A 13,114-nucleotide genomic window follows, 5' to 3' on the forward strand; every position below is an offset into this window, starting at 1 on the left:
TCTGGGTGATGGGGACGATCTTGACCTCGACGCGGCGGTTGGCGGCGCGGCCGGCGTCGGTGTCGTTCGAGGCGATCGGCTGGCTTTCGCCATAGCCGCGGGTGCCGATGCGGGCGGACTGGACGCCGTGGCTCGACAGGTAATCCGCGACCGAGGTCGCCCGGCGCTGCGACAGGGTCTGGTTGTAGGAGTCGCTGCCAGTCGAATCGGTATGGCCGTACACGTCGATATAGGTCTGGTTATACTGGCCGAGCGTCGAGGCGACCTGGTCGAGCGTGCGCTGGAACTGCGGCTGCACGGTCGCGCTGTCATAGGCGAAGGTGATGCCCGACGGGATGTTGAGGACGAGGTCGTCGCCCTGGCGGATCACCTGGACGTCGGTGCCTGCGGTGCGTGCGCGCAGATCGCGCTCCTGCTTGTCCATGTAGGCGCCGACGCCCGCACCCGCGAGGCCGCCGATGCCGGCGCCGAGCAGCTTCTCGGTGCGGTCGTTACGCCCACCGACGATGTCGCCGAGCAGATAGCCGCCAAGCGCGCCGCCGATGCCGCCGAGCGCGGTCTTCGAGATCGTGCGCTGGCCCGTCTCCGGATCGGTCGTGCAGGCCGACGTCGTGACGAGTGCGGCGAGCGCTGCGCCGATGAATATACCCTTGGCCTTCATGTCTCTGTCCCTTTTGATCATGCCGCAGATAACCCGGCATATTCGGCGATTGTTCCACCTGCGCACTGAACGCCCGATGACGATAAGTGTCGAGACCGGTTGTGAAGCGCGCGAATGTGCGCCAAGAGACGATAGAGCCAATGGCACCGCTTCCCCCCTTCCCCTGGATCGACGTCGCGATCATCCTCGCGCTCGTCGCGTTGAACGGCGTGTTCGCGATGAGCGAGCTTGCGATCGTGTCGTCGCGGCGTGCGCGGCTCGACGCGCTGGCGCGGACCGGGCGGAAAGGCGCGAGCGCCGCGCTGCTGCTCGCCGCCGACCCCGGCAAGTTCCTGTCGACCGTGCAGATCGGCATCACGCTGATCGGGATCCTCGCGGGTGCCTATTCGGGTGCGAGTCTCGGCACGCCGACCGCGGCGCGGCTGCAGGCGCTGGGGCTGAGCCCGAGCACCGCGGAGACCGCGGGCTTCGCGATCGTCATCGGGTTGACCACCTATGCCTCGCTGATCATCGGCGAGCTGGTGCCGAAACAGTTCGCGCTGCGATCGCCCGAGACGATCGCCGCGTTCATGGCGCGGCCGATGCGCTGGCTGGCGATCATCACCGCGCCGATCGTGTGGGTGCTCGATTCGACGAGCGCGCTGATCTTCAAGGCGCTGCGCCTCAACCGCGAATCGGAGGAGCACGTCACCGCCGAGGAGCTCCACCTGATCGTCGCCGAGGCGTCCAAGTCGGGCGTGATCGAGGAGCATGAGCGCTCGATCATCTCGGGCGTGGTGCGGCTCGCCGACCGGCCGGTGCGCGAGGTGATGACGCCGCGGACCGATATCGACTGGCTCGACTGCAACTGGGATGCCGACGAGATCCGCGACACGCTGCTCGCGTCGCAGCACACGCGGCTGCCGGTCGGCGACGGGTCGATCGACCGGGTGCGCGGCGTGGTGCAGGCGCGCGACATCGCCGCCGCGCTGTTCCGCGGCGAGCCGCTCGACCTCAACGTGCTGATGCGCAAGGCGCCGGTGGTGATCGACCAGATCGACGCGATGGACGCGCTGATCGCGCTGCGCCAGGCCGAGGTGCCGATGGCGCTGATCCATGACGAATACGGGCATTTCGAGGGGATCGTGACGCCGGCCGACCTGCTCGCGGCGATCGCGGGCGAGTTCAAGTCGGATGCCGACCCGGACGATTCGCCGTCGGTGGTGGTGCGCGACGACGGTTCGCTGCTGGTCGCCGGCACGATGGCGGCGGATGCGCTGGCCGACCGGCTGGGTATCGACCTGCCCGAGGACCGCGACTACGCAACCGTCGCAGGGCTGGCGCTCGCGGTGTTCCGCCATTTGCCGGGCGAGGGCGAGAGCTTCGTCGAACAGGGGTGGAAGTTCGAGATCGTCGATCTGGACGGGCGACGGATCGACAAGCTGCTCGTCAGCGAGGTTTGAGGCTGGGGGGGTGCGGGGCTTGAACGCGCCGGATCACCGACCCGGTTGATTTACCCGTGCGCTCATTGTTTCGACGCTTAGCGGTTGCCCGAGATTTTAAGCCGTCGCGACACGTACCGCACGCAGGCAAAAACCGCGATTCCGACTACAAGAGACGGCGCATAGATCATTCCGACCCCGTAGATCGGGACGTCGCGAAGCGATTGGTAGTCATACCACGAGCTATAGATGACGTAGACGCACAGGGCGACGAACAGGATTGCGCACACGAGGATGGCGATCCTTGCTTCGGCGTCGACCTCCTCGTGTACGACGGTTTCCGCATGCTCGCTGTTTGCCAGACGGTGCAGGACGGGACCAAGGAACACGCCAACGGCCGAACCGACCGCCAGGATAATGACAGGCTTGTCGAAGGCGACAGTAGCGCAGACGATTGGACCCAGACATAGATACGCAAGGATCAGCAGCCCCTTTGCCATCCCGTATCGTGGTTGCTGCATAGCCTGTCCGCCGCCTTATTGGTTTTCCTTGTCGTGGATGAAATTCGTTAACGGTGCGTGAGGCAGCGTCCGCGTCAACGCGGGCGGTGGCGGATGTTCGTGCTAGTGTCGGCCATGACCACCATAGCCTTTGTCTTATTGCTGCAAGCTGCCTCGGGGCAGATGGCGCCACCCGTGATCGTGCGGCCGGCGGATGACCGGACGGTGTCCGCCCCGCTTCGTGGGCTGGGCGACACGATGGAAATCGCGGGTCGCTGTTCGCGCTTCATCGCACCGGCCGACATGGACACGTTCCTTGCCGTGGCCAAGGCCAACCCCGCCGACGAGCCGTATCTCATCAGCCGGATCGGCAAGGGCAGCCAGCATCCGAAGGACCCCGCATGGTGCAATGCGGCGATCAAGACGCTCGGTCGGAAATAGCCTGTCGGGATGAAGCAGGCCGCTGATGCGCGGCTTGCGTGTCAGAGTTTGCCGAAGACCGCTTCGAAGCCGGGCTTGTCGCCGGCGGCGAGGAGGCGGGATTGTTCGATCCAGCGGTCGCGGCCCATGCGGCCGGTGAAGGCGCCGAGCTGCGCGTCGATGTTCTGCGCTTCGGTTTCGGAGAGCGCGGCCATGTCGCCGACCGTGGTGACGCCCAGCTCCGCGAGGCGGGTGGCGACCTTGGGGCCGAGGCCCTTGAGCTGGGTGACGGGGGCGGCTGCGTGGTCGATCGCCGGGGTTGGAGCCGGGGTCGGAGTGGGTGCTGGGGCTGGCGTCTCGGTCGGGGTGGCGGCTTCGGCGGCGGGGTTGGCGTCGAAGCTGGCGGCGGCGATCGGTTCGTCGGACAGCGGTGCGGGGGTTGGCGCGGGAGCGGGCGCGGGCGCGGGCGCGGGCGCGACCGGACGCGCGACCGGAATCGGGGCGGGGGTCGGATTCGGGGCGGTCTGGACCTGCGACTGGCTGGGCGCGGGGGTCGGTTTCGGGGTTGGGGCCGGGGGCGTTTCGGGAGCTGGGGCGGCGGGCGTCGGCGCGGCGGGGAGATCGGGTGTCGGCTCGGGTGCGGGTTCGACGCCGGCTTCGCGGGCGTTGGCGATGACGTCGCGCGACGCCTTTTTGCGGCTGCGCTTGGCCTTGATGCCCCAGAGCAGCCCGGCGATCACGAAGAGCGCGAGCACCGCGATGATCGCGAAATGGATCGTCGTCAGCGTGGTGATGCCGTCGGGGAGCAGGCTGTCGCCCGAGGCGGACGTCGCGGAAGTTTCGTTCATTTGCCTATAGTAGCGGGGTGGGTCGGGGGGGGCGAGACTTAATGCGTGGTTCTCGGCGCTATCGCTGGTGGTGCGGTTGGGGATGCGCCCCACCCCCAACCCCTCCCCTGAAGGGGAGGGGCTTTTTGCTTCGGGTTATCTCGTGAGTTCGCGCCAGCCTATGTCGCAGCGGTAGAAGCCTTCTGCGAAATCGATCGCCTCGACCGCGCGGTAGGCGTTGGCCTGGGCGGAGGCGAGGTCGTCGCCGGTGGCGGTGACCGCGAGGACGCGGCCGCCCGCGGCGACGAGGCCGCCATCCTCGAGCCGGGTGCCGGCGTGGAAGACGGTGCCGCCCGCCGCGCGCGCCGAATCGAGGCCGATGATCGCGCCGCCCGCCTTGGGCGTGCCGGGATAGCCCTGCGCCGCCATCACCACGGTCAGCGCGGTGGCGGCGCTGAAGCGGGCAGGCGGGAGGTCGGCGAGGCGGCCTTCTGCCACCGCGAGCATCGTCGCGATCAGGTCGCCCTCGAACCGCATCATCAGCACCTGCGTCTCGGGATCGCCGAAGCGGGCGTTGTATTCGATCAGCTTGGGGCCCTGCGCGGTGAGCATGAGGCCGGCATAGAGGACGCCGCTGAACGGGATCCCGTCCGCCGCCATCGCCGCGATGGTGGGGGCGACGATCTCGTCGAGCGCGCGCTGTTCGAGCGCGGCGGTGAGGACGGGGGCGGGGCTGTAGGCGCCCATGCCGCCCGTATTGGGGCCGGTATCGCCCTCGCCGACGCGCTTGTGATCCTGCGCCGAGCCGAACGGCATCAGCGTGGTGCCGTCGGTGAGGACGAAGAGGCTCGCCTCCTCGCCTTCGAGGAATTCCTCGATCACCGCCTCCGCCTCGCCGTCCGCGAACAGCGCGTCGAGCGCGGCGTCGGCCTCGGCGCGGGTGAAGGCGATGACGACGCCCTTGCCCGCCGCCAACCCGTCGGCCTTGATGACCACGGGCAGCGAGAAGGTGCGGGTGAGCGCGACGTCGGCGTCGGCACGGCTCGCGACGCGGACATAGCCCGCGGTCGGGATGCCTGCGCGCGCGCACAGATCCTTGGTGAAGCCCTTCGACCCTTCGAGCTGCGCGGCGGCTTTCGACGGACCGAAGACGGGGATGGCGGCGGCGCGCAGGCTATCGGCGAGGCCGTCGACGAGCGGCGCCTCGGGGCCGATGACGACGAGGCCGATGGCTTTCTCGCGGACGAAGGCGACGACCGACGCGTGATCCGTCGCATCGAGACGCACGAGCGTCGCAAGGCTGGCAATGCCGGGGTTGCCCGGCGCGGCATAGAGCGTATCGAGGCCTGGAGAAAAGCTGGCCGATTGCACCAGCTTCCACGCGAGCGCATGTTCGCGGCCCCCCGAGCCCAACAGCAGGACGTTCATGCCCGATCCCTTTTCCGATGACGTCGTGTCCAGCGACATGCTGGCGAGCGATATGGGGCGGCTGGTAGCCGAGCCGGTCGCCGGCGACAACGCACTCGCCATGTCGGTCGGCGAACTCGCGTTCAAGCTGAAGCGGATGGTCGAGGGCGAATTCGGCCATGTCCGCCTGCGCGGCGAGATTTCGGGATGGAAGCGCGTCGCGTCGGGGCATTGCTACATGGCGCTGAAGGACGATCAGGCGGTGATCGACGGCGTGATCTGGAAGGGAAGCGCGGCACGGCTCGCCTTCGTGCCGCAGGACGGCGTCGAGGTGATCGCGACGGGCAAGCTGACGACCTATCCCGGGCGGTCGAAATACCAGATCGTGATCGACCGGATGGAACTGGCGGGCGCGGGTGCGCTGATGGCGCTGCTCGAGAAGCTGAAGGCGAAGCTCGGCGGCGAGGGGCTGTTCGATGCGGCCGCCAAGAAGCCGCTGCCGTTCATGCCGCAGGTGATCGGCGTGGTGACGTCGGGGACGGGCGCGGTGATCCGCGACATCCTTCACCGGCTCGAGGATCGCTGTCCGACGCATGTCATCGTCTGGCCGGTCAAGGTGCAGGGCGAGGGATCGGCCGCCGAGATCGCCGCGGCGGTGCGCGGCTTCGACGCGATCGCGCCCGGCGGCCCGGTGCCGCGCCCCGACCTGGTGATCGTCGCGCGCGGCGGCGGGTCGGTCGAGGATCTCTGGTCGTTCAACGAGGAGGTCGTCGTGCGCGCGGTCGCCGCCTGCTCGATCCCGATCATCTCCGCGGTGGGCCATGAGACCGACACGACCTTGTGCGACTATGCCGCCGACCTGCGCGCGCCGACGCCGACCGCGGCGGCCGAGATCGCGGTGCCGGTGCTCGCCGACCTGAGGCTGACGATCGACAGCCACCGCAACCGGACCGAGCGGTGTGCGCGACGCTATGTCGAGCGCGGGCGCGAGCGGCTCGATGCGCTCGCGCGGCATCTGCCCAAGCGCGACCAGCTGCTCGGGCCGCAGCGGCAGCGTGCGGACGATGCCGGGCAGCGGCTCGACCGCGGGCTCGAGCGGCGGCTGACGCTGGCGCGCGGGAGCCTCGACCGGTCGGGCGCGGCGCTGCGGCCGGCGACGCTCGAGCGCAAGCTGGAGGGCGCGCGCGCACGGCTCGATGCGACGTGGCGGCTGGTCCAGTCGCTCAACCCCGATGCGATCCTCGACCGTGGCTATGCGCGGGTGACGTCTCGGGCTCCGGGGGGCACGACGCTCGCGTCCGCGGCGGCGGCGCGTGCAGCGGGGGCGCTGACGCTGCATTTCCGCGACGGGATGGTCGATGCCACCGTCGATGGGGGTGAGGGCGAGGTCGTCGTCAAGCCGAAGCCGGTGAGCCGGCCGACTCCGCCTGCAGCCCCGTCCCCTTCGGCCACGCCGCCGCGCCAGCCGACCCTGTTCTGATCCTTCCCCCTGCGACGACGAGAGAAACCCGATGCTGATGTCCAATTCCGACCGCGCCGCCAAGCTGCACTACATGGCGAACGGGTTTCGCGTGCTGAGCCCGGGGGATCATGTCGTGTGCGCGGTCACCGGCCACCGCATCCTGCTCGAGGATCTGCGCTACTGGAGCGTCGAGCGGCAGGAGGCCTATGCGACCGCGGCGGGCGCCGCCGAGGCGATGAAACCGCGGTGATCCGCGGACTGCTGTTGCCGTTGGTGCTGCTCGCTTCGGGTGGCACCGCGCAAACCGTGCCGAGCCCGGTCGCTGCGGCGGCGACGGGGTTCGTCTGGACCGGGACGCTGAGCCAGGGCGGGCTGATCCTGGGCACCGCGCCTGCGGGGACGCGCGCGCTGACGCTCGACGGGCGGGCGGTGACGGTCGCGCCCGATCGCCGGTTCGTCGCGGGGTTCGACCGCGATGCGGGCACGCAGGCGATGCTCGTCGCGACGCTGGCGGACGGGCGCGTCGTGCAGCAGTCGCTGGGAATCGCGGCGCGCGGCTGGGACATTTCGCGGCTGACGAGCCTGCCCAAATATCCGGTCCCCGCGCCCGAATTCGCGCGCGTGCGCCCCGGCGAGCTGGCGCAGATCGTCGCGGCGCGGCGGATCGCGGCGGTGTCGGACGGCTGGCGTCAGGCGTTCGTCTGGCCGGTGACGGGGCGGATCTCGACGCTGTTCGGGTCGCAGCGCGTCTATGCCAATGGCGAGGCGGGCTCCTATCATTCGGGGATCGACATCGCGCGGCCGACCGGGACGACCGTGGTCGCGCCCGCGGACGGCGTGGTGATCCTGGCCGCGGACCACCCCTTCACGCTGGAGGGCAATCTGCTGATGATCGACCACGGCATGGGGCTGAACAGCGCGTTCCTGCATCTGTCGCGGATCGACGTGAAGCCGGGCGACCGGGTGACGCAGGGCCAGCCGGTCGGCGCGGTGGGGAATAGCGGGCGCGCGACGGGGCCGCATCTCCACTGGAGTTTGCGCTGGGGGGATGCGAAGCTTGATCCGTTGCTGGTGGCTGGGGTGATGCGGTAGGAAGAATGCCTAATTTTATTACAAGATGTTAGCGGAATGGTTTGCCGGCATGCCGCGGCTTGCAACAATGACAGCGATTGTGTCTTTTTCGATACAGGCTCTGTCAAACTAGTATCGAGACTGACCTTTTTCTTTACAACCCGGTCATAGAGCGGGCATCTTGCTGGCCTGTCTCTTTGGGGATCGCGAGACCCGCGATCGAAGGGGGGCTTGGCACTATCCCGGTCAGGACCGTCATGACGGCCTGCGGGGTTCAAGCGAGGACCACGACCGTAATGACTTCCCTGACTACCAAGGCGCTGCTGCTCGCCGCAGCCGTGCCGCTCGCGATCCTGCCTGCCTATGCGCAGGATCTGCCGGCAGCGGCGCAGAATGCCGAGACGCAGGCCGCCGAGCCGACGACCCAGCCGCAGACCGTGACCGATCCGCAGGGCGCGACATCGGACGGCGCGCAGGAGATCGTGGTGACGGGCTCGCTGTTCCGCCAGACCGACAATGCGACGCCGTCGCCGGTGACGACGCTCAGCACCGCCAATCTCGATGCGCGCGGCATCAACACGGTGCAGGGCGGGATCCAGTCGCTCGCAGCGAACAACGGCCCCGCGCTGACCAACTCGTTCACCGCCAACGGCGCGTTCGCCGGTGGTGCGTCGGCCGTGTCGCTGCGCGGCCTGTCGACCAACTCGACGCTGGTGCTGTTCGACGGCCTGCGCGCCGCCTATTATCCGCTCGCCGATGACGCGACGCGCAACTTCGTCGATCTCAACACGATCCCCGACGACATCGTCGACCGGGTCGAGATTCTGCGCGACGGCGCGTCGTCGAGCTATGGCGCGGACGCCATCGCCGGCGTCGTCAACGTGATCACCAAGCGCGCGTTCAACGGCGTCAGCGGCCGCGCCGAGGCGGGCATCAGCCAGCGCGGCGTCGCCGCCAACCAGCGCCTGACGCTGACCGCGGGCACCGGCGATCTCGATGAAAAGGGTTATAACGCCTATGTCAGCGGTTTCTATTACCGCAGCGAGGCGGTCTATAACCGCGATCTGGCGGCCCCGTTCAACTCGTCCGACCAGCGCGGCGTCGGCACCGGCGGCCCGAACAACATCGTCAACGGGATCGGCGGCGACGGCCTGCTGCCGAACAATGGTCCGGTCGCTGGCGCGAACTTCTTCGTGCGCCCGGCCAACGGCGCGACCGCCGTCGGCGGGTCGCAGTTCCAGCTGCTGACGCCGGGCTGCCTCAACGGCAACCCCTATGCGACCACCGCGGCGGACCGCGCGCAGGCGAACAACGGCGCGATCGCCAGCGTCGTCTGCCAGCAGGACCTGGTCAGCCAGTACGGCGTCGTCGCGCCGAACATCGAGCGTTTCGGCGGATCGGCCAAGTTCACGGCCAAGGTCGGCGACAATGCCGAGGCCTATTTCCAGGTCAATTTCCAGCAGTCGTCCTCGAGCTATAGCGGTGACCCGTCGGTCATCCGCGGCAACGCACCCGCCGGCATCAACTTCCAGCAATATTCGACCTCGTCGGCAGGCGTTCAGTATGCGCCGGGTTCGACACCGCTGTCGTTGCCGGTCTATGTCTGCGCACGCGGGACCGCGGTCTGCAACGCCGCAAACGGCACGCTGAACCCGAACAACCCGTTCGCGGCCGCGGGCCAGAACGCGCTGCTGATCGGCACGCTGCCCGACACGGTCACGTCCAATTCGACCCGCAACCGCGTCTATCGCGCGGCGGCCGGCGTGAAGGGCACGATCGAGGGCGGCTGGGATTACCGCGTCGATGCGACCGCGATGCACAGCGACCTGCGTCGTACGCAGGCGGGCTATGTCTACATCCAGCATCTGCTCGATGTGATCGCGGACGGCAGCTACAACTTCGTCAACCCTGCGCTGAACACGCAGGCGACGCGGGACTATCTGACGCCGACCAACATCGCCGATTCGAGCTCGGACCTGTACCAGTTGCAGGCGTCGGTCACGAAGGCGCTGTTCGAGCTGCCGGGCGGCCCCGCCCAGATCGCCGTCGGCGGATCGATCTTCTACGAGGCGATCGATGCGCCATCGGCCAACCCGGACATCAACGGCCCGACCCAGCGCTACTTCTCGATCAACGCGTTCGGCACGAGCGGCAACCGCACCGTGTCGTCGGCATTCGGCGAATTGCAGCTGCCGATCGTCGACCAGTTCCTGGTCAACGCATCGGGTCGCTACGATCATTATTCGTCGGGCCAGAGCAACTTCTCGCCAAAGGTCGGCGCCAAGTTCACGCCGTTCCGCCAGCTGGCGATCCGCGGCACCTGGTCGCGCGGTTTCCGCATTCCGAGCTTCGGCGAGGCCAATGCGCTGCCGACGACGGGCTATGTGACGAACAACGCGACGCTGTTCAACGACGGCTACCTTGCGCAATATGGCTGCACGGTCGCGACCTTCGCGTCGTGCCCGACCTATATCCGGCAGGGCAGCTATGGCTCGACGACGCTGGCCAGCCAGAATCTCGATCCTGAAAAGTCGCGCAGCTTCACCGCGGGCATCGTCTTCGAGCCGATCCGCAACGTGTCGTTCACGGTCGACTTCTTCGACATCAAGAAGACCGGTGCGATCACGTCGCTGACCGCGGGCGACGCGCTGGCGGCCTATTATTCGGGCCAGGCCATCCCCGAGGGCTTCACCGTCACGCCCGACGCGGTCGGCGTCGGCTTCGAGAACGCCACGCCGCGGGTCGGCCTGGTCGCGTCGCAGCTGGTCAATGCCAACACGATCCATTCGCAGGGCATCGATTTCGGTGGCAGCGCACGGTTCGACCTGGCCGACGACGTTCGCTACACGATCTCGGGCGAGGGCAGCCTGCTGCTCGACCTCAGCACCACCTTCCCGGGTGGTCGCAAGGAGAAGTATGTCGGCACGCTCGGCAACTACAACCTGACCGCAGGGTCGGGCACGCCGCGCTGGCGCGCGAACGTCACCAACACGATCGACGTGCGTGAGTTCAGCCTGAGCGGTACGGTCAACTATGTCGCGGGCTACAACCTGTCGGCAGAGGACCAGGGCGGCGTCCGCGGCGATGGCGGTCTCGCGGTCGATTACCTGCCGGCAGACGTCGACGGCTATATCACCGTCGACATGGTCGGCACGGTGAAGGTCACCGACCGGTTCAGCTTCTACTTCAACGTGCTGAACATCCTCAACGACCTGCCGCCGATCGATCCGGCGACCTATGGTGCGTATCTCTACAACCCGGTCCAGGCGGCCGAGGGCATTTACGGTCGTCAGTTCCGCGCGGGCGTGAAGTTCGGCTTCTAAACCGGGCTTTTACCGGAATGCCGAAAGGGGGCGGCGGATCTTGGATCCGCCGCCCCCTTTTTTTTCGAGGCGGCGCGGCGAGCGATCGCGAGTGCCGACCGCCGGTTGCCTCACCGCAAGATGATCGCGCGTCGACGTAAGAGTGGTGCAACCAAAATGAATGTTCGCCTAATAATTATACGCCGAGGCAAAGTGCTGCGTAAAAAAGAGGCGTAATAGTCAATGATGACGCCCGCTCTGTGTTATTTGCAGCACAGCAGCGTTGCAAATCTGTATGTACGATGAATGCCGACTTTACAGGCTCGGCGGGTCGTCTCATCTTTCAAACATGTCCCCGGGGCGCTGCGCGATGTGCGCGGTGGGGGGTGCAAGATTTCGGATGCGGACCGTCACAACGGACGCCCGGATCGACAAAAGGGATGAGCCAACGTGAACAGCACTTTACATATTGTGCGTAAGGCTTTGTGCGGCGGCAGCGCACTCCAGGCGCTTGCGCTGATGGGCGCCGGCGCCGGCATGACCGCCGTCGCGGCACCGGCCGTGGCGCAGGACTACAGCCAGGTGAACGCCACCGGCCGGATCCGCGGGACCGACGGCAAGCCGGTGGCGGGCGCGACGGTGACGGTCACCTCCAATGCGCAGGGCACCACCAGCACGGCCGTGACCGGCAATGACGGAACGTTTCGCGTCCCCGCCCTGCAACAGGGCCTGTACACGTTCACGATCACGGCCGACGGCTATGAGGCGTTTACCGATAGCGCGGTTTCGCTGACCCAGTCCGGCGCGGCCAACCAGTTCACGCTGGCGACTGCTGGCGCGGCGGCGGGCGGTGACATCGTGGTCACCGCTGGTCGCGTCCAGGTCGTCGACTTCGATCGGAACACCACCGGCGCCGTGATCAACGTGGGTGAACTGGCCACGCGCGTGCCGGTGGGGCGTGACATCAATTCGATCGTCCAGCTTGCCCCAGGCACGACGACCGGTGACACGGCATTCGGCGTCGGCGGCAGCCTGCTCGCGGCTTCGGTGCCGTCGATTGCAGGCTCGTCCGTTTCGGAGAATACCTATTTCATCAACGGGCTGAACATCACCAACTTCCGCAACGGTATCGGTGGCGTCGAGGTCCCGTTCGACTTCTATGAAACGGTCGAAGTGAAGAATGGCGGCATCTCCGCCGAATTCGGTCGCATGACGGGCGGCTTCATCAATGCCACCACCAAGTCAGGATCGAACGAGTTTCACGGCGGCGTCCTGTTCAACTTCTCGCCGGACGACTTGCGCAGTGACACACGCAATACATACGCTACCGACAACGACTCGGCCTATGTCGAGCGAAAAGACTTTGTGGCACAGCTGTCCGGACCGATCATCAAGGATCATCTGTTCTTCTATGGTCTTTATCAGTCGCGCGACTCGGAGGCCGGGCTTGGTTCGACCGGGCGGAGTACGATTGGAAGCGCTGCCGCCCTTCCGGCCTATGCCGTCGAGCTGCCTAACGTACCCGCGAATGCCGGGTTGCGCTCGATCGCGACGGGCACGCAGTTCGTCAAGGATCGCAGCACGAGCCCGTTCTACGGTGGCAAGATCGACGCTGTCATCACTGACGGGCAGCGGCTTGAATTCACCTATTTCAATACGTCCGCAACGACCGAGCGGCGGATCTTCGGCACCTCGCTGTTCGGCCTGACGAGCGGCCGGTACAATCCTGTCACGAATGACCCCGGCCGATACGCGTCCACGACGCTGTATCGAATCGGCGGCGAAAACTATGTCGGGCGGTATACCGGGCGCTTCACCGACTGGCTGACGCTGTCGGGCGCGTATGGCCGGAGCTATAACCGCGACACGACGGAGTCCTCCGCCCTCGATCAGTCGTCGATCCTCGACGCACGCGGCGGCGCCTCCGTACAGATCGGCAACCCGACGGCCAACACGAGCACGGCATTCGATCGCCGTGAATTCTACCGTGCCGATGCCGACCTCTATTTCAACCTGCTGGGCAATCATCACATCCGTGGCGGG

11 protein-coding genes are annotated in these 13,114 nt (G+C 67.2%); 7 read left to right on the forward strand and 4 right to left on the reverse strand.

The window, feature by feature from the left end:
* Positions 1–661: OmpA family protein (locus ASE89_RS02430; protein WP_056675182.1), on the reverse strand; the 661-nt coding region annotated here is incomplete at its 3' end.
* A 140-nt stretch (positions 662–801) separates the two neighbouring features.
* Between ASE89_RS02430 and ASE89_RS02435 the strand changes: the two genes are divergently transcribed.
* Positions 802–2,103 carry a hemolysin family protein gene (locus ASE89_RS02435; RefSeq protein WP_056673684.1) on the forward strand — a complete coding sequence of 434 codons (1,302 nt, stop codon included), beginning with the start codon at positions 802–804 and terminating at the stop codon, positions 2,101–2,103.
* Positions 2,104–2,180: 77 nt separating this feature from the next.
* Here the strand turns inward: ASE89_RS02435 and ASE89_RS02440 are convergent, their stop codons facing one another.
* A complete protein-coding gene (locus ASE89_RS02440) occupies positions 2,181–2,582 on the reverse strand; it encodes a hypothetical protein (RefSeq protein WP_056673689.1) in 402 nt (133 codons plus the stop codon).
* Positions 2,583–2,717: 135 nt separating this feature from the next.
* Between ASE89_RS02440 and ASE89_RS02445 the strand changes: the two genes are divergently transcribed.
* Complete coding sequence (locus tag ASE89_RS02445; RefSeq protein ID WP_156363237.1) at positions 2,718–3,023, forward strand: hypothetical protein; 306 nt, start codon at positions 2,718–2,720, stop codon at positions 3,021–3,023.
* Positions 3,024–3,064: 41 nt separating this feature from the next.
* Here the strand turns inward: ASE89_RS02445 and ASE89_RS21420 are convergent, their stop codons facing one another.
* Entirely contained in the window at positions 3,065–3,850 is a 786-nt protein-coding gene (locus ASE89_RS21420; RefSeq protein ID WP_056673695.1) for a hypothetical protein, read from the reverse strand.
* A gap of 135 nt (positions 3,851–3,985) precedes the next feature.
* Positions 3,986–5,257: a phosphoribosylamine--glycine ligase gene (gene purD / locus ASE89_RS02455; protein ID WP_056673698.1), complete on the reverse strand. Its 1,272-nt coding sequence runs from the start codon at positions 5,255–5,257 to the stop codon at positions 3,986–3,988.
* Between purD and xseA the strand changes: the two genes are divergently transcribed.
* From xseA to ASE89_RS02480, 5 genes are all read left to right on the forward strand, one after another.
* On the forward strand, positions 5,256–6,716 hold the full coding sequence (gene xseA, locus ASE89_RS02460) for an exodeoxyribonuclease VII large subunit (RefSeq protein WP_082451193.1): 1,461 nt from the start codon (positions 5,256–5,258) through the stop codon (positions 6,714–6,716). The two genes, purD and xseA, sit on opposite strands and share 2 nt — an antisense overlap.
* Positions 6,717–6,747: 31 nt before the next feature.
* Positions 6,748–6,948 carry a DUF2093 domain-containing protein gene (locus ASE89_RS02465; protein WP_031441717.1) on the forward strand — a complete coding sequence of 67 codons (201 nt, stop codon included), beginning with the start codon at positions 6,748–6,750 and terminating at the stop codon, positions 6,946–6,948.
* A complete protein-coding gene (locus ASE89_RS02470) occupies positions 6,945–7,790 on the forward strand; it encodes a M23 family metallopeptidase (protein WP_443024332.1) in 846 nt (281 codons plus the stop codon). The genes ASE89_RS02465 and ASE89_RS02470 overlap by 4 nt, the downstream gene beginning before the upstream one ends.
* Positions 7,791–8,065: 275 nt before the next feature.
* The gene (locus tag ASE89_RS02475; protein WP_056673701.1) at positions 8,066–11,092 is read left to right on the forward strand and encodes a TonB-dependent receptor domain-containing protein; all 3,027 of its coding nucleotides are present in this window, start codon (positions 8,066–8,068) and stop codon (positions 11,090–11,092) included.
* Positions 11,093–11,590: 498 nt separating this feature from the next.
* Positions 11,591–13,114: TonB-dependent receptor (locus tag ASE89_RS02480; protein ID WP_168427531.1), on the forward strand; the 1,524-nt coding region annotated here is incomplete at its 3' end.

The sequence above is a fragment of the Sphingomonas sp. Leaf30 genome (assembly GCF_001422525.1).
GTDB lineage: Bacteria > Pseudomonadota > Alphaproteobacteria > Sphingomonadales > Sphingomonadaceae > Sphingomonas > Sphingomonas aerolata.